Source organism: Paenibacillus sp. FSL H8-0280 (assembly GCF_045040665.1).
GTDB classification, from domain to species: Bacteria; Bacillota; Bacilli; order Paenibacillales; family Paenibacillaceae; genus Paenibacillus; species Paenibacillus xylanexedens_A.
In genome coordinates, this window is the sequence record NZ_CP150296.1 from 5,568,646 (window position 1) to 5,586,220 (window position 17,575).

Annotated in this window: 21 protein-coding genes; 2 read left to right on the forward strand and 19 right to left on the reverse strand. The window is 49.2% G+C overall.

From position 1 onward, the window contains the following. Positions 1-107: 107 nt before the first annotated feature. On the forward strand, positions 108-1,346 hold the full coding sequence (locus MHI12_RS24250; protein ID WP_405170557.1) for a glycosyltransferase family 4 protein: 1,239 nt from the start codon (positions 108-110) through the stop codon (positions 1,344-1,346). Beyond that, positions 1,343-1,513 carry a hypothetical protein gene (locus MHI12_RS24255; protein WP_179086550.1) on the forward strand — a complete coding sequence of 57 codons (171 nt, stop codon included), beginning with the start codon at positions 1,343-1,345 and terminating at the stop codon, positions 1,511-1,513. Before MHI12_RS24250 ends, MHI12_RS24255 begins: the two co-directional genes overlap by 4 nt. A 334-nt stretch (positions 1,514-1,847) precedes the next feature. Here MHI12_RS24255 and MHI12_RS24260 read toward each other — a convergent pair whose 3' ends face one another. From MHI12_RS24260 to MHI12_RS24350, 19 genes are all read right to left on the reverse strand, one after another. Next, positions 1,848-2,378 (reverse strand): GNAT family N-acetyltransferase, encoded by a 531-nt coding sequence (locus tag MHI12_RS24260; RefSeq protein WP_405170558.1) that lies wholly within the window; start codon positions 2,376-2,378, stop codon positions 1,848-1,850. A gap of 250 nt (positions 2,379-2,628) precedes the next feature. Further along, complete coding sequence (locus tag MHI12_RS24265) at positions 2,629-3,345, reverse strand: glycosyltransferase (RefSeq protein ID WP_405170559.1); 717 nt, start codon at positions 3,343-3,345, stop codon at positions 2,629-2,631. Positions 3,346-3,441: 96 nt separating this feature from the next. Further along, positions 3,442-4,158, reverse strand: coding sequence for a glycosyltransferase (locus MHI12_RS24270; protein WP_341008728.1), 717 nt, complete (start codon positions 4,156-4,158; stop codon positions 3,442-3,444). Further along, on the reverse strand, positions 4,155-5,096 hold the full coding sequence (locus MHI12_RS24275; protein ID WP_405170560.1) for an NAD-dependent epimerase/dehydratase family protein: 942 nt from the start codon (positions 5,094-5,096) through the stop codon (positions 4,155-4,157). Before MHI12_RS24275 ends, MHI12_RS24270 begins: the two co-directional genes overlap by 4 nt. Then, a complete protein-coding gene (locus tag MHI12_RS24280) occupies positions 5,078-5,905 on the reverse strand; it encodes a dTDP-4-dehydrorhamnose reductase family protein (RefSeq protein WP_405170561.1) in 828 nt (275 codons plus the stop codon). Before MHI12_RS24280 ends, MHI12_RS24275 begins: the two co-directional genes overlap by 19 nt. After that, complete coding sequence (locus MHI12_RS24285) at positions 5,902-6,888, reverse strand: polysaccharide biosynthesis protein (RefSeq protein ID WP_017692517.1); 987 nt, start codon at positions 6,886-6,888, stop codon at positions 5,902-5,904. Before MHI12_RS24285 ends, MHI12_RS24280 begins: the two co-directional genes overlap by 4 nt. Beyond that, positions 6,881-7,972 (reverse strand): non-hydrolyzing UDP-N-acetylglucosamine 2-epimerase, encoded by a 1,092-nt coding sequence (wecB, locus tag MHI12_RS24290; RefSeq protein ID WP_076329077.1) that lies wholly within the window; start codon positions 7,970-7,972, stop codon positions 6,881-6,883. The genes MHI12_RS24285 and wecB overlap by 8 nt, the downstream gene beginning before the upstream one ends. Before the next feature lie 14 nt (positions 7,973-7,986). Beyond that, positions 7,987-9,612 carry a glycosyltransferase family 4 protein gene (locus tag MHI12_RS24295; protein ID WP_405170562.1) on the reverse strand — a complete coding sequence of 542 codons (1,626 nt, stop codon included), beginning with the start codon at positions 9,610-9,612 and terminating at the stop codon, positions 7,987-7,989. Positions 9,613-9,678: 66 nt separating this feature from the next. Continuing rightward, a complete protein-coding gene (locus tag MHI12_RS24300; RefSeq protein ID WP_341008733.1) occupies positions 9,679-10,818 on the reverse strand; it encodes a glycosyltransferase in 1,140 nt (379 codons plus the stop codon). Positions 10,819-10,878: 60 nt separating this feature from the next. After that, entirely contained in the window at positions 10,879-11,973 is a 1,095-nt protein-coding gene (locus MHI12_RS24305; protein ID WP_405170563.1) for a glycosyltransferase, read from the reverse strand. A 252-nt stretch (positions 11,974-12,225) separates the two neighbouring features. Continuing rightward, a complete protein-coding gene (locus MHI12_RS24310) occupies positions 12,226-12,567 on the reverse strand; it encodes a hypothetical protein (RefSeq protein ID WP_051446920.1) in 342 nt (113 codons plus the stop codon). Between the two features lies 1 nt (position 12,568). After that, entirely contained in the window at positions 12,569-12,868 is a 300-nt protein-coding gene (locus tag MHI12_RS24315) for a hypothetical protein (protein WP_341008736.1), read from the reverse strand. Then, positions 12,865-13,206: a hypothetical protein gene (locus tag MHI12_RS24320; protein WP_017692510.1), complete on the reverse strand. Its 342-nt coding sequence runs from the start codon at positions 13,204-13,206 to the stop codon at positions 12,865-12,867. Before MHI12_RS24320 ends, MHI12_RS24315 begins: the two co-directional genes overlap by 4 nt. Positions 13,207-13,229: 23 nt before the next feature. Next, complete coding sequence (locus tag MHI12_RS24325) at positions 13,230-13,517, reverse strand: hypothetical protein (protein WP_017692509.1); 288 nt, start codon at positions 13,515-13,517, stop codon at positions 13,230-13,232. Positions 13,518-13,638: 121 nt separating this feature from the next. Then, the gene (locus MHI12_RS24330) at positions 13,639-14,391 is read right to left on the reverse strand and encodes an amino acid ABC transporter ATP-binding protein (protein WP_124117626.1); all 753 of its coding nucleotides are present in this window, start codon (positions 14,389-14,391) and stop codon (positions 13,639-13,641) included. Next, on the reverse strand, positions 14,388-15,098 hold the full coding sequence (locus tag MHI12_RS24335; RefSeq protein ID WP_253503011.1) for an amino acid ABC transporter permease: 711 nt from the start codon (positions 15,096-15,098) through the stop codon (positions 14,388-14,390). The genes MHI12_RS24330 and MHI12_RS24335 overlap by 4 nt, the downstream gene beginning before the upstream one ends. 176 nt (positions 15,099-15,274) lie before the next feature. Then, positions 15,275-16,030, reverse strand: coding sequence for an amino acid ABC transporter permease (locus MHI12_RS24340; protein ID WP_036605839.1), 756 nt, complete (start codon positions 16,028-16,030; stop codon positions 15,275-15,277). A 23-nt stretch (positions 16,031-16,053) separates the two neighbouring features. Continuing rightward, positions 16,054-16,875: a transporter substrate-binding domain-containing protein gene (locus MHI12_RS24345; protein ID WP_036673581.1), complete on the reverse strand. Its 822-nt coding sequence runs from the start codon at positions 16,873-16,875 to the stop codon at positions 16,054-16,056. Between the two features lie 316 nt (positions 16,876-17,191). Next, on the reverse strand, positions 17,192-17,524 hold the full coding sequence (locus tag MHI12_RS24350) for a hypothetical protein (RefSeq protein WP_017692504.1): 333 nt from the start codon (positions 17,522-17,524) through the stop codon (positions 17,192-17,194). Positions 17,525-17,575 lie beyond the last annotated feature (51 nt).

The following is a 17,575-nucleotide window of genomic DNA, read 5'->3' on the forward strand; positions in this document are numbered from 1 at the left end:
CCCATTTTCGACCAATTACACGGAAATGCCCGACCTTCCGGTCCTCTTTTTTCATAGAATAAAAGGATAGAAGCTCGGCCGGTGCAGGCCGTGACAAGGAGGTAGCTATGAAAGTTCTGCTCGTTACGTATTGGGAGCTTACACATATGGGAGGCATATGGACATATGTTAAACAACTGGCCGACAGGTTAATCGCACTTGGTGTAGAGGTTGATATCATGGGCACAAATGGTGCCAATAACGAAGTATATGTTCGTAATCTGAACCGCGCTTTCTCCAAGGATAAGGTGTGGCCCATGCTGCAAGCCAAACTCAATCCGACTGATCTGCCACAATTCACTGCCGATCCTCTTCTCGCTTATTATGAACTGAATAGATATGCCTTCGAGATGGCGGCCGCTTATCTGGGGGTGGACCACTACGACGTTATTCATGCGCAAGATCCGGTAGCTGCCGTAGCGATAAAACGCATCTTGAACCGCAATATCCCACTGGTTACAAGCTATCATGGCGCTCTTGCACGCGAAGCCTTTTACGATGCTCAAAATTCCAACCCACAGCTTACCCTCCCTTCATATTTGCAATCCAAGCGTGGACGTTATTTTCTCTCATTGGAAGAGCGAAGTGCAGCACAGTCCGAGCTCATTCTCGTGTCAAGCCACTGGATCAAGAGTACGCTTACAGAGCTTGCCGTTCCTGAATCAAAGTTCAGACAGATTCCCTATGCTGTAGATCTCCCAGCCTACCGTGCCTCAGCAGCTGTGAAGTTCCGCCAGCGACCACCTGCGGGCAAGAAAGTTATTGCCTTTACCGGACGACTTGAATACATCAAGGGCGTTCATGTGTTAATCAAGGCCTTAGCCAGTCTGAAAAATAAACGTTCCGATTGGGTCTGCTGGATCGCAGGAGAAGGCAATCTAACCGATGAATTACGGTCACAGGCCGCGTCAACGGGTATTGGAGCCGATGTTGTGTTCTGGGGCAAGCTGGACAATATTCCTTCCTTCCTGCGCCATGCAGACATCTATGTCCAGCCCAGCCTGCAGGACACCCAGCCGTTCTCCGTTACCGAAGCACAACTGGCGGGTGTACCTGTTATCGTCAGTGGTACAGCCGGCATGCCTGAGATGGTTGAACCTGGACGAACGGGATGGGTTGTTCCTCCGCAGGATGTCGACTCGCTCTGTGAACTGTTGGATGCACTACTTGAGGATGATGTTACCCGGAGAACAGTGGGTACGGCGGCAAAAGCCTGGGCTGAACAACACCGTTCACTGGAAGTGATGGGATTGCGTACATTTCAAGTCTACCAAGAAGCCATCTACAGAGGAGGACATACGATATGACGTTACTTGTACCAAGTGATCTATACAACCGCTGGTTTTCGACTCCTGTTTCCACACCTCACATCAACGTGGATTACGCTGTAATGAATGAATTGATGAAAAAACTGCCTAAAGGATATGTATTTCCCGATCCTGCATCCATGGTGATCATGAATTCAAAAGATTAAGTCGTCCAATGACATACCGGTCTCATATTACATGCCGAAATATCAAACAAGGGGTGTCCCATATGTCATACAAATGACTGAGGACACCCCTTGTTCGTTGTAAAGGGTTCTAACGAATCCACCACACGCTATTTGTTACCTTTTGCACAGGTCTGACATGTAACGAATCACAGAGACGTTATTTCGTCCATCGTGGTCGATTTTCAGGTTCGGAAGCCATTTTCGGAGGAAATAACGTGACTGAGATTCGTTAGGATTTGTTTTTCGTGGTAATTCCCCTAATAAGACGTGGCAGATTCGTTAGCACTTGGGGCTGGGGGAACTCCAGATTTTTCTAATCTGTCGCTAACTTGGAATACATATTCAGATCACTGAACGTTTCGCCTACCCTCTCGTATGCTCTGAGGGTGCCTTCATATGTGAAATTGAGCTTTTGTAATAGCTTGATCGAATTCACATTATCGGGGTCAACCTTTGCTTCCATTCGATTCAGCTTCAAAGTCGAGAATGCATGAACTAACAAAGAAGAGATCGCTTCCGTAGCATATCCTTTCCCCCAGTGTGATCTGGCAATGTCATACCCGATTTCTGCTTTAAGATTGTCAAAATCCAGTGAATTATAACCACATGAACCTATGATTTCGTTGGACTCTTGCGCAAGGATAGAGAACCGAACGGCCTTGTTTTCCTGAGCAAGATCATTCAGAAGATTAATCATGGCTATAGCTTGATTTTCATCCGTAAAATGAGTGATATTCATAAATCTAGTCACATCCGGATCAGACCAAATTTTAAACAAGCTGGCCGCATCCGATACGTTCATTTGTCGCAAATATAACCGTTCTGTGTGTAACTCTGTAATCAATACTCTTACCTCCATTAGTTTATTAATAGTTGGGTTTAAGATATTGATATCTGCGCATAGTCCAGTCCCTTCCGTGTATGAATCATTTCATTATACAGAGACTTCAGCAATCGATCACCCTTTCTGTCCACGAAATCTGTCCATAAAGCAAAAAAAGAGCTTCCACTTATAACACTTAAAAAGTGCTTCATAAGGGTGCTCTCCTGTCTATTTAACACCTATTCCATTCAGCCATCGTTGCCAAATCCATCTACTTCCAGTACCCGCCAACCTGAAGCAAGTTAAACAGAATAGGCCGATGCTTCTCTTGAACTTTTTCCATCTCGGCAACCAGTGCCTTGAAATGGCGCTTGGTCCCCATCGATTCATGCAATCGGTAGCACATCAGAGGTTCATTGTAGTAGAACAGCTCATACATTGGAAACAGCCTCATCCACATCTCATAGTCATGGGTGTAGCGAAAATCAGTGTCGAACAGTCCAAAGCGCTCAAATGCTTCCATCTCTAACATGACAGTACAGCCGTTGATCGGACAACCTTCCAGCAGTACCTGCAACATCTCCAGACGACTGCCCACTTCCGGATGCACCGTATCCAACCATTCACTCTTCTCATTCACATAATGGTAGGCACCATGGCAGAATGAAGCCTTGACCTCTCGCATAAACGTCAGTTGTTTCTCCACCCGATCCAGCAGCATCACATCATCTGAGCTTAGCCAGACAAAGTAATCCCCTGTTGCATGTTTGATGCCCTCATTTAATGCTGTCGCGGTTCCACCGTTTTCTTTGCGAATATAGCGGATGGAATCCATGTATGGCTGTAGCCGCTCCACGTGCTCGGTTGACCCATCATCCACCACGATGACTTCGATATGCGGATACGTCTGGTGAATGGCACTGTGAACAGCCTGCTCGATATAAGCACAATTGTAAAAAGGAATGACGATCGATACTTTTGGCTCCATTCGGGCCTTCCCCTCCTCTTACTGTCTTAGGTAAAATGCTGCGCAAAGAGGGCGTTAATCAGCCATCTTTTGGCTTTCTTAACTGCCCTCCCTACGCTACCCGCCAAGCGTCGCTATTCGCTGCAACAGCGGTTCCCGATATCTGGACCATACCATGGATGCCTCTTTGCCAATGACATCCGCATGACGTACCGATCCCATTCCCCCATGCCACCGATAGGCAGTAAGCGGTTCATTCAGGTATGGGAACCGATGACCGTTCAGTACAATACGCATCCAGAGATCCAGATCATGGGTGTAGGGAAGAAGTTCATCGAACAGCCCCACTCCGCTAAAGAGATCCTTACGAATCATGACCGTGCAGCCGTTCACTGGATTGCCGTTAACAAACCGTCGTAGTAAATCCATATCCGACATCGGTTCAGGCCCACCATGCATTTTGGTAACTGCCGAATGCTCGTTGATATAATGAAAGTTTGTATGTGAGACGAGCACATTCTCACGCTGCATAAACTCCAGCTGATAACGAATTTTATCCGGGTACAGATAATCATCCGAACTGAGCCAGGCTACATAATCACCAGAGGCATGGCGGATGCCATGATTAAGTGCCGAAGCCGTCCCGCCATTGCTTTTGCCAAGCACATTAATATAAGGAAGATAGGGTTGAAGCAACTCTGCATGCCGGGTTGAACCGTCATTCACAACAACGATTTCCACATCGGGATACGTCTGGTTCAGCGCACTCTGAATCGCCTGAGGCACATAAGGGCAGTTGTAGAATGGAATGACAATGGATACTCTCGGATTCAACTTGTCGTCCTCCCTTGCTGGACACGAACATCACTCAGGATATCCTGAAGCGATGTGGCAAATGGAATCATCGGCTGCCAGCCAAGCTTGCGCAGCAGTGATAATTCCTCCTGTTTCCCCGAACCATCCGGACCAGAAGATGCCCCATCCCAGCGAACAGGGACTTCCGCTTCTGTCATGGATAACAGCAGATCTGCAATTTCACCAAGACTGCGCTCAACTCCAGACACCACCGGGTATACTGTACCGCTGGACCCGTGTACCAGGAGGGTCGCATACGCTCTGACGGCATCCCGCACATCCAGAAAGTCACGGGTATTGTCCCGTCCTGACAGACGGAATGCCTCGGTTTTGCCCGCCTGCTCACAGGCAACAACATGGCGTGCAAGCAGTGAACAGATGCCTGTGGAAGGACCCGCACCAATCAGATTGCCTGGCTCCGCCAGCATGATCTGTTGTCCGAAGAGCGACATCCACGACAAGGACACCATCTCTTCCAGCGCTTTACTGAGACTGTATGGATGCGGAGGCTGGGGAATCTGGCCAGGTTCCGGCGTATATTTTAACCGCGATCCTACAATAACGGTTCGTGCTGTCGGACAACTGCGAAGCGCATCCAGCAGATACAGCACGGCCATCACATTGGTCTCCAGGACCAGTAGCGGATCAGACCACGAATCAGGCACTGAATTTTTGCCAGCGAGATGCAGCACATAGTCGGGCTGCACCTCGCCGATCAGATGACGTACTTGCTGTTTATCGTTCAGATCACAGACATGGACTTGTGCACCTTTACCAAATGAATACACATCCGGCCTCCGGACTACCGCTGCAACCACTGCACCAATTTCCCGAAAATAAGATACGGCATGTCGCCCAGTAAAACCGGAGGCGCCTGTAATCAGCACTTTCTTGCCTCTCAGCTCTGCTCCATCCATAATGCCAACTCCTTCAGCATTGTAGAATAATCCGGCAGGTCTGTCTTCACATCCTCGCGAGTGGACAGCAGCGTACGGTCCTGCACTACACTGTCATCACGCACAATCGTCACATCCTGCTTATCCCAGGTCTGCTTGAACAATACAAGCAGGTCATGCTTGCTGACAGGTGCCGGATGAGCTAAGTGGATCAGACCACTAACCGATGAGGCCAGGTAATGGTCTACCCATTTGGCCAGCTCAAGTGTGGTCACACCGTTCCAGAATACGCGGGTATACCCCCCGACTTCACCTGTGCTGGACATAAACCATTGCATCAGACCAATCCCGCCCTGGCGAATCTCGGGTCCAATGATGGACGTACGGATCGTCAGATGACCTTCATCCTGAACTTCGCCAAGTGCTTTGGTGATGGCGTAAGCTGAAGTCCCATCCGTAACATCATCTTCCCGGTATGCTCCCCGTTCTCCGCTGAACACACAGTCCGTGCTGATATGAATCAGGCGTGCACCAATCGTATCTGCAACCCGCCGCAGACGATGTGGCAGGAAACCGTTAATATGATATGCAGTAATTTTGTCCTCATCTGCGAAGTTGTTCAACACACCTACAGCATTAATAATCACATCCGGGTGCACAGCTTCTACCAATCGATCAACCATGAAGCTGTCGTTCACATCCAGGAGCAGACCATTGGGGTCCGTTACATCCCGAGATGTGTAGAAGACGCTGTGTACACCTTGACGGCGGAAATAGTCGACCAGAATATGGCCGGCCATTCCGTTTCCACCAAGTATCAGCAGTTTCATGACAAGAATCCTCCGCGTTTCAGAATTTCACGAATCTCCTCTTTGGTCATGAGTTGGTGTTCAGAACTGAAGCTGTTAAAGGAGACCGGGGGACAATTGGTATAATGTTCACGCAGACCCGGTATGCCCAGAGTAGGAAGAATTACCAGGTACTGCTCATCGTAAACAACGGTGGTCATGCTCTCGAATTCACTCATCAATATTTCATGGATTTTCTCCCCTGGACGAATGCCACGTTCCACAATGCTCACATTCTCCACACCGGAATCCTCAATCAGTACTTCCGCGAGATCAACGATTTTGCAGGTAGGCATCGTCATGACAAAGATCTCTCCGCCGACACTTTCCACCGAAGCTTTGAACAGCAAGGTAATTGCATCCTTCAGCGTAAGAAAGAATCGAGTCATACTCATATCCGTGATGGAGACCTGCCCTTTCTGGCGGATCTGATTCTTGAACAGATGTACCACACTGCCGTTTGTTCCCAGTACATTCCCGCCCCGTACCGTAACAAACTTGGTATCGCTGTGTAACAAATTTGCATATACAATTAATTTCTCGCCGATCGCTTTTGTCATGCCATAGAAGTTGGACGGATTGGCAGCCTTGTCAGTCGAGATATAGATTACTTTTTCCACCTTATTCTCAATAGCGGCTTCAATTACGTTCTGTGTACCAATCACATTGGTTTTGAGTGCTTCGTACGGTTGGTCTTCACACACCGGAACATGCTTGAGCGCTGCCAGATGAAATACATAGTCCACATGCTGGCAAGCCGCCGTCAGGGCGTCCTTGTCACGAATATCTCCAATCCGGAAATGAAGACGTGGGTCTTCAAATTCACGACTCATAGCCACTTGGCTGGACTCGTTCCGGGAATATACAATAATTTCTTTGGGCTGCTGGGGCAGTAGTTGAGCCACAAGTTCATAACCCCATGATCCCGTACCGCCAGTCACGAGTATACGCTTATTTTCAAACATGCATTTTCCCTCCAAGCAGAAATTTAACCACTTTACTGGATACATCTGTGGCTTTGTAACCTTGTGGGCAATCCCAGTCGCTAGACATCTTTGTCATGACTTTCACGCAATCAGCGATGCGCGCGGCATCCAGACCGGAGACTACATTGCTGCCGCAATCGACCGTTTCCGGCCGCTCGGTAGTTCGACGCATCGTTACGGTCGGCACGCCCATAATGCAACACTCCTCCTGCACGGTACCGCTATCCGTAAGTGCACAACGTGCATGACGTTCAAGCATTACAAAGTCGAAGAATCCAAACGGCTCGTGAAACTCCACCAGCGGGTTCATCTCCAGATGCAGATGCTCCGCAATCCGGATCGCTGTACGTGGATGAATACTGCAGATCACACGCAACCCGTGTTCCTCTGCGACCTGGTTCAGTCCTTTCATAATCTCCAGCAAATGAGGGGCATGATCCACATTCTCAGCTCGATGGGCAGTAACCAGGAAGTATTGCCCGGACTTCAGCTTGAGCTTTTTGAGTATTTTGCTGGAACTTACTTGCGCGTCGTAGTGCTGCATGACTTCATAGATGGGATTGCCCGTTAGCACGATGCGCCTGCTTGGTACCCCTTCACTGACCAAATGTTTCTTGCTCTGTTCCGTGTAAGGCATATTAACGGTAGAGATGGCATCAATAACCTTACGATTTTTCTCTTCAGGCACATCCAGGTCGAAGCAACGATTGCCTGCTTCCATATGAATAACAGGAACACCCATGCGCTCAGCCAATATTGCACATAATGCGCTATTGGTATCGCCGAGCAGCAGCAATTTATCGGGCTTCTCCTGCAATATCAGATCTTCCATCTGCGTAAACATCGAGGATAGCTGTCGTCCCAGAGTGGCTGCTTCATCCTGAAGAACGTAATCCGGTGCGCGCAGGCCCATTTCCTTGAAAAAGAGACCGCTGAGACTTTCCGTGAAGTTCTGTCCCGTGTGCACCAGAATATGTTTGGACGCGTACTGGTCCAGCTTGGAGATGATCAGGCTGAGCCGTATGATCTCAGGTCTCGTACCCAGCACCGTCATGATCTTCATCGTAATCCCTGCCTTCATCTTGTATTGGAACCCTTGCGCCCTGCTCGGCTACGTCCCGCTTTGGCAGATTTGCGTCTGCGACTAGCCGATTTCCCCATATGTGGACGCGGTCCCTTCGTTGTACGGGTTCTCCCCTTACGTCTGCCAGTTCCGGAAGTACGTTTCAGCCCCTCACGGTCTCTGCGAGAATGAGGTGCAAGTGGTTTGCGACGACGTTTCCGCGTTTTGCCCCTCTGTTGAATCGGCTTTGCAGCTGGGCCAGTACCTGAAGCAACAGGAGCATCGTGACCCAATGCGATTGGAGGTAATGAGGAATGTGGCAACGCCTGTATGACGGTCAGTGGGAATAATAGTGCCCGAACCGTAGTCGGCTCCAGAACCAGTACAGTGCGTAGTCCTCCCTCCCCATGGGTATACACAGGTCCATTCGGAGGTTGGATATAAGCAAACCATCCGGGAAAACGCAATAACCACTGTGTCACCATCGTATGCAGTTTCGTTCGGTAGGTTTCAACGCCGTAGAGCCTTTCCGCTTCTGTCCGATTACGCCACCCCGTATTCGAGGCCAGCTCTGCATCATCCAGCAAGGTTGTTGCCAAGGTGACAAGTGCTTCGGTATCACCCGGCGGGGCCAAAAATGCATCACTGCCTACGGATTCCATTAATTCCTTCAGTCCACCCTGAGCAAAAGCGATGACCGGTTTGGCAAAATAGAGACCCTCCAGTGCGGTCATGCCAAATCCTTCTTTGACCATGCTTGGGATGACCAGAATATCCATCGCGGTATATGCCAGAGATACGTTCTCTTCAAATGTGGTGAAGGTAAACCGGCGTGAATACCCGGATTTTTTCACCCGTGATACACACTCGTCGTAATACTTTTTATCCGATGCTGCCCCGATAATCCAGAAGCGACAGCGCGAATGTGTTTCACAGATCCTCAAGGCCATATCTACAAAAGGTTTCAACCCTTTGGCATCATATATAAATGAAGAAATATAACCGATACAGGTCTGCGATGATTTGAAACCAAGCTCCTTACGCTTGCGTTCGCGCAGATGAACCCATCGGTCCGGTGCTGGTAACGCGGGTTCCCAAGTTGGGGATATGATGGTCACTTTGTCACCCATGCCGGCTTCCTGGAATGGGGCTACCGCTGTCTCGGATATACCAATAATCCAATCCGCGTAACGGCCAATCATCTGGATCGCCTCGGTTGTATGTTCATTCGTATGAATAATCTCGGTAATCTTCCAGATGATCGGAATCTGAAGGGACTTTGCCGCTACAGCCGGCATCACATTAACACAGGTGTTCGTTAACACTATATCGGGAGCAGTCTCCCGTATTAGGGAGACTGCTTCCTGATACGCTGGCGTATGGCGAAGATGCTCCGCATCATCTGCAATGCCCAGGTAAGGTGTGTACACACCGTGAAGCATCGGCAGAGTGCATATTTTGACCTGAATGCCGAATCTCCGCGCAAGCCCCGCAAGCTTCCCCTCCTGAGGGGCTACGAGCACACATTCAAAGATCGTACCGATCTCTCTCATAAAATGAAGCAGCAGCTTCTCGGCACCTGTAATGCTGCGAGTATTGCACACATGCGAAAATAACATCATCTTTGGTTTCGTTGCCATGGCCGCACGGACCCTGTACACGATTATCCGATACAGGGTACTGTGCACACCTCCTCCCGGCCAGAATTAAGGGAATATGATGGTTAACATTTCATTAATTCTTTTGCCATACGTGTGGTCTTTCAGTGTACGTTCGAGTCCACGAAGTGCAATCTCACGGCGTTCCTTTTCATGAGTAAGATAATATTCCACTTTGTCGAGTAACTCCTGCGGCGAGGAATATGTCTCAATCTCCACACCCGGTTTGTAGAAACGCGCAATGTCATCTCGGGCGTCGGTCAGCTGTAGCGTCGTGGACGCGGCAATTTCAAACGTTCTCGGGTTTGGTGAAGCTGGCGCGATTTTGAGGTGATTATTATTGACGGAATCATCTTCGTGGGATCGATGCAGGTTGATGACAATTTTGGTGCCATTGTACACATCATTGGTCTCCGGCGGACTCATCCAGCGCCCGAGCTCAATCTTCTCGCCATAGGCAGTATAGTCAGGCAGACGGTCCCACCAGATTCCGTTAAATACCGTATTGTGTGACATCAACTGAGGCATGATCGGATTGAAGAAGTATACCCGGTTCCAGTAGGCCGAGCCGATAAAGCTGACATCCCGTTTTAACGGGGAAGGCGTTGTAATCGGAAAGTAATGATTAGTGAATGCGGCAAAAGGGAGGTAGTGAACTGACGCGCAGCCGATTTGTCGATATAGATCGATACAGTTCAGTTCTAACGTGAAGACATGGTCAAAATGTGTCACAATTTCCAGCGTCATATCTGTATAGTACGGGTCATCCGTGAGCCAGATCGCCGTCTGGATACCCGCTTGGCGAATCGCATCGATATGCTCGATGGGGATATCCATTCCATCCAGCACAAGCACAAGGTCAGGACGCGTCTGTAGCGCAATTTCAGAAATCGGTTGACGCGGATCAGAGAGGGTTACTTGAGCTACCATACCCTGTAGCGTGGCCATAATGGCCTCATCCAACGGAGAGTAAGGGAAGCCTTTACCCGAGGATACATACAGCACGTGAAGCTGTCGGAAAGGCAACGGTTCCTGTGCACAATTCACAATATAGTTGGCGCGACCACGCAGATATCCTTCTTCCTTACCTGCGTCATATCCGGCATGTTGCCCATTTTTGCGCGCTTGATCAGCCAGGCTCAGTACGGGTGCATGAATCTTTTTGGTTTTACGGTGTTTGAGAGACATACCGCCACTCCTTTATTTTTTGGGATAGTGTTCTTGTTGATGCTGCACTTCAGACGGGGATTACAAATGTTCCAGCAACTGACCGATCCGGCGAGTGAATGTATGCTGGTTCATCGTGGTGAGAAGTCCCCGCCACGCTATCGCCTGTCGTTCTTCTTCATGCTTCAGATAATAGTGGATCTTGCGCTGAAGCTCTGCTGCGTTGGTGAACGTCTCGATGTCATATCCCGGCTTATAATAACGGGGTAAATCTGCACGTGCATCCGTAATCTGCATTGTGCCGCATGCGCTGATCTCATACGTGCGTGGATTAATTGAGTGACCTTCAAGATGATGTGTATTGCGATTGTCTTCCCCATTCTCGCAAGTCCGGTGAATGTTAATGACAATCTTGGCGCCATTGTAATAATCGACTGTCTCTCCAGGAGCAATCCATCCTTCGTGGATGAAACGGCCTAGTACATCAAAGCGTGCCAACCGATTCCACTGGCTACCCGCAATGAATACTTTTTTGTCCGCAAGAAAAGGGGCCAGCTCATCAAACAAGGCAATCCGGTTCCAGAATCCGGTACCGATAAAACAAATGTCGTGCTGATGCTGCGGTGCCGCGCGCCGCGGTTGAAACATGCCTGGATTCACCGCGAGTGGCATATAGATGACCTGGTTCGCTCCATGTCCCAGATAGAAGGGCACCGCGGCCTCTTCATGCGTGAACACGACATCATAGTGCTGGCAAAGGGACGTTGTATCTTCGGTGAAATACGGATCATCCACAAACCACACGGCAGTTCGGATACCGAGTGCACGTATACCGTTCACCTGCTCCACATGATCTGCGGGAAATACATGCAGACCATTCATGACGAGCACAACATCGGGCCGATGATGACTGGCTTCCTGCAACATCGCTGCTGGCGATCCAACAACGCATTCACGTACAGATTGCTGCAGAGCCAAGGTAACACCTTCATCGATGGCATCGAATCCTTGCGGGATATATAACACCTTCATGTCCCGCAGGGTCGGTTCAAACATCTGCACCCGCTCCATCATGGCTTGACAGCCGCCAAATCTGCGGCCTTCTGCATATCCGCCGCGGTAAGCTGTTTCCGCTTCGGTCAGCGGACGGTGCCTTCGTTTTGCCACATTATTCACCCTGTCTTCCTTCAGGAGATCTCACTTCCAGACTCTCCCCGAGATTGGTCTTCCCTCTAAAGGATATGCCTCGGGGTCAGATGCATCATGGACGGGTGTCCTGCAAGGCGCAAAATTGGCGCATGCCCTCCACATCCGCCTGTACGGGCATGTCCGCTTTTGCGGCGATGCAAATAGCCCGGAGGGATCTGTCCCCCCGGGCTAACTGTTATACAGGTATCATTCCATACAGGAATAATCCTATCTACTCGGTTACTGTGCTTTGTAAGCCAGCTGATGTCCGTCCTCGAATCCCTTGGCGAAACCCGCGTTGAATCCCTCGTTGTACGCCTCGTTGTATCCCTGGCTGTACGCACCGTCCGGGTTCGGATCGGTAGGGGTAGCCGGGACGACTGGTTGTACGGGCTTTGGACTCCGGTGCCGCCGTACCGCACGTTTCTTTTTTTTGAGCCACGCACTGCGTCCTTTAAGTGGGCGTTTGTGAAGAACACGTTTGGCTCTGAGCGCACGCAGTTTGCGAATTTTGCGCAGACGGGCTCCACGGATTAACAAAGCTCTTTTGGTTCTCAGTCGTATTTTCTTCTTCTTTAACATGTCAACATTCCTCCTGTATGTCCCGAACGATACGAATTGCACACCCGGGGTCTTTGAGCCACGGCAAGCCAGGCTCCCCATGCTGGATTCGGGCCAGCCTGATTCCCGTAACCATACGAGCCATTTCTGCCTGATAGCGACTCAGCAAACGAATGTTTTCGGCCAGACTGCGGGCGGATACTTCCGAATGAGCGGTTACACTGGCTACACTGTCCAGAATGCGTGCCAGCGCCTGCTGACTGTGTGCAATGGATTCAATGAGCGCCAGTTTGGCTTCCTGCTCACGCCGCATCAGACTCATTTTCCCATGTCTCCCAGATCCATGCCGCCAAACATGCCACCGTCCATACCGCCGCCATCTTCACTATCGTTCTGCACCATCACCGCTTTGAGATTGTTGCATAGTCCGGTCTCCATCCGGGTTAATCCTTCCAGCAATTCCACCAGCTGATCATGCATTTTGAGCGGCTCGCCTACCTGATCCCCATGCGTCAGAAAGGTATCCCCATTTAAATGATTCAGCGTCCAGTTCCGTACCTTCTCGGCCTCAATCGCTTTTGCCTCCAGGATCAGGGCAATATTCCACTGCATTTTGGCTGCTGCGTCCAGCATCAGAATGAGGCTCTGTTCTCTACTCATGTTCCCTCACCCGCCTTCCGGGCTTATTCTTCCTCTTGAACCGCGATCTCCCGCATGACTTGGGTCAGCGTTTCGGCTACAGCCTCTTCCAGATCTGCAAGGCCCCCCAAGTAAGAGATAATGCTTTTGTTGATTTGCCCAGAGCTATCCAGCAGACCGTCAACGCCATCCAACTCCGGTTCGATATCTGGCAAATGATTGATGATTTCAGACATGCGTACAGCGACTTGGCGTTTGGCATCCAGCACACGTGCGATCTGCTGGTGAGAGTGTGCAATATGTGTGATGATTTCATCGATTTTGCTCTGCATGGTCCTCCTCCTTACCGTCACGGCCTGCTTCACCCATATAAAAACCCGGCCTATCAGCATTTGCCTGTTACAGCATATGCCGGGCCGGGATCGTCAGTTACTATAGCTTGCGCCTATATCGTCAGATGACATAACTCCAGTCGGAAGAATATCGACTGAGGAATTGGCGAGTACGTTCCTGCTTGGGACGTACAAACACCTCCTCCGGGGTTCCTTCCTCCACAATGGAACCTCCATCCATGAAAACAACCCGATTTGCCACCTCACGGGCAAACCCCATTTCATGGGTGACTACAATCATGGTAATCCCCTCTTGAGCAATGGAGCGGATGACAGACAACACTTCTCCCACAAGCTCGGGGTCCAGCGCCGAGGTCGGTTCATCAAACAAAATCACTTCTGGGTTAAGTGCCAATGCTCTGGCGATGCCCACCCGTTGCTGTTGTCCACCTGACAACATACTTGGATACTCATTGATTTTGGCAGACAGTCCGACTTGTTCAAGCACACGCAAGGCACGAGTACGGGCATCGGCTTTGGACATTTTCTGGGCAATAATTAATCCCTCGGTGACGTTATCCAGCACTGTCTTGTGTTTGAACAGATTATAGTGCTGGAACACCATCGCCGTTTTTCGTCTCAACTGCACAATGTCATGTTTGCGTGCATGCTTGCAATCGACGGTTAATCCACTGATCTGAACCTCGCCCTCATCGGCACGTTCCAGAAAATTGACGCAGCGCAGCAGCGTTGTTTTACCTGATCCACTCGGTCCAAGGATCGCTACGACATCGCCCTGTTCCACGGTCAGATCAATTCCCTTCAATACTTCCTGCTTGCCAAAAGTTTTGTGTATGTTGGTTAGTGTAATCATGACACGCCTCCTTTGCTGTACACGGCAACCCGACGCTCAAGCAGAGCAGTGATCCGCTCAGCAATGATGGTCAGCCCCCAATAGATGAACGCTGCGGCGATAAAGGCCTCCAGAAACTTCAGACTGACGGATGCCACCACATCCGCTTTACCGAGTATATCCATCTGAGACACGGTAAAAGCGAGTGTTGATCCATGCAGGAACCCAACAAACATACTGCACAGGTTAGGCAATACCGCCCCGATCGCTTGAGGGATGATAATACGTCTTAAAGCCTGGAATGTGCTCATGCCTACAGCGTGAGCCGCCTCCATCTGGCCGATATCCACAGCAAGAATGCCTGAACGGATAATCTCGGACATATAAGCGCCCGCAGTGAGCGAGAAAGCAATCAGTACAAATACGAGAATTGGAATCGACGAGGATTGGAAAGCCCAACCGTAACGTTCCGCCAGCTTATCGATAATCATCGGAATGCCGTAATAGATGAGAAATAGATGCATCAGCATCGGTGTTCCACGCAGGAATGAAACGTAGAAGTCAGCAACGCGGTGAATCCACCGCACGCGATAAATACGGATCAGAGCCGTAGCCAGACCGATTCCGAAGCCTGCAATCAACGGAACAATCGTAATGACGAGTGTCAGTGGCAATGCCTTCAGGATTTGAAAAAAAGATGTATAGATAAACTGGAGATCAATCGACATATGCTCACCCCGCTATTCGTTTCAGTGAGAGTTCAAAAAGTCTGGTTTTCAGTACCGAGAAGATGGAATGAAGTTAGAAATGGAGTAGCGGAGCGTAGGGAAAACTACGTGAGCAACGGACATTTCGGCTGAATTTCAACTTCGATGCTGATGATGCCGCTAGGCATCCTTCGTAATCAAAAGCGGACTTTTTGAACAACCTCTTTCAGGCGTTTGGCTCGGATTGCCGGTTTGTGTACAACTCTCTTGCGTTCATGACGCTGGAGTCTGCGTTCTGCAAAGGCAAATCCTTTTTCAAGAACAATAACAATGACATAATAGACCACAGACAGACTGATATACACTTCAAGTGCATGCGATGTAGCCGAAATTAACGTCTGCCCTCTGCCCACCATATCCATGACACCAATGGAGAAGGCCAAAGACGTATCCTTTAATGAACCGATTAACGTGTTAGCCATGTTCGGAAAAGCAACAATCAGTGCCTGCGGAACTACAATCCGCCGAAAAGACTGGAATGTGGTCATACCCGCAGCATAGGCTGCTTCCGTCTGACCTTTATCCACACTGCGCACCGCTCCGCGAAAGATCTCGGCAAAGGATGCCGCATCACTAAGCGCATAGGTCACAATGACAAATAACAACGGGTCGGTTCTCGACAGGTCGATGCCAATGGGTTTGAGCAACTCGGGAAGTCCGTAATACACCAGGAACAATTTGATCAGGATCGGTGTGCCCCGCATGAATGAGACGTACAGGGTAGCCAACTGGCTTAGTACCGGAATCCGATACAGCCGGGGAACGGCCAGAAGCACGCCGCCCACCAGTCCGAGCACGATGGAACCACCCAGTACAATCAGTGTTATATGCAAATATCGTAGCAGTTCCGGGATGAAATCCAGAACCAATGACAGATCAAATGATTTTCCCATTACCGCTGCACACCTTTCTCAGACTACTCTTCAACCGTATAGTCAGCTCCAAGCCACTCTGTGCTCAGTTTGCCTAACGTTCCATCTTCTTTGATCGCTTTGAGCGCTTCGTCCACTTTGGTTTTGAGCTCCTGCTCATCTTTGTTCAGAATGAAGTACACTTTGGAGTTGGAGAGGGCATCTCCTACCGTTTTCAACTGAGCATCAACCGCCTTATTCTGATAATCAATGGCAAACTGAGTGCTGATGGTGGCATCTACCCGGCCGGTTTTGATCTGGGTAATGGTATCCTCACCCGCTCCGGAATAAACGATATCAATCCCGTTGCCGTTCGCTGCATTCCATTTCTCAGCAAGTACAGCCGCGTTACTTGTAGCACCAACGATCAGTTTTTTCCCCTTTAGATCCTCAATCGATTTTACTTCCTCATTTTTCTGACTTACGACAATTTTATTTGGAAAAATATTATAGGCTTCATCATTAAACAGGAACTTGGCCTGTCTCTCATCATTCACTTCCATCTGGTGAGCGATCAGGTCAATTTTTTTCGTTTCCAGACTCAGCAGCAGGTTTTTGAAATCCATGGTGCTGAATTCGAATTCGTACTCAGGCAAACGTTTGTCGATCTCCCGGATCAGTTCCACATCATAACCTGTTAACTTGCCATTCTCATCAATGAAGCAGACATTTGGGAACTGTGTACCTGTTCCTACAATGATCTTTTTCACTTTGGTGTCGCCTGCTGCCGAAGCAGATTCTGAATCATTGCTTGCAGTTCCTGTGCTGCATCCAGCCAGTACCGCCAGCATTGTAATGAACAGCAGTGCTGTCCGGAATTTTTGAATCCCCCGTTTTTTAACCATTCCCAATCTCCTCCACAGGCTGTTATCACAGCGAATATGATGTGTACTCCCATTCCTCTAACCTATTAACAAACCATTCTTACTTGTATAGTCGGAATTAGGTTGAACAAAGAATATCATTACAAGTCATCTTAGGGCAATAACTAAACTAATAGGACATCCTGATATGGTTATAGGACTTCTCTATAGTACAAGAAAAAGCCATCCTCCATATCGATTGGCGGATGGCTTCTTCTTGTATGACTCTCACTAATTATACCATTTTGGCGGTGCATCACTTGGTGTATACACTACTCATCTATCTGCGACTCGCCCATTTAATTTTACGTGCAACTTCCACTCGCTGTAATTGTAAGAGACCGATCCGTTCCTCGAACTTCTTGCGTTCGTCCATGGAATGAGCGGCATGAATCTGGTGGCACAGACCTGTCAGTTTGCTGTTGATGTAATCAAACCGTGTCCATAGTTCCTCTTCAGGTGTGCGTTGCTGCTCCGTCGCCGTCTGAAATATTTTGAGTTGGCGGATAAGGGATTGTTGCCATTCCTGATCCTGAATTTGGATGGCAAAATGCAAAAGATCCAGATAGTCATCGATTTGCAACGAAACGCCGCAATCAGATTTAGTATTCATCGTCGTCTCTCCTTATTTCAGTACTTGGCTGGAATCCATTACCTCTATCTT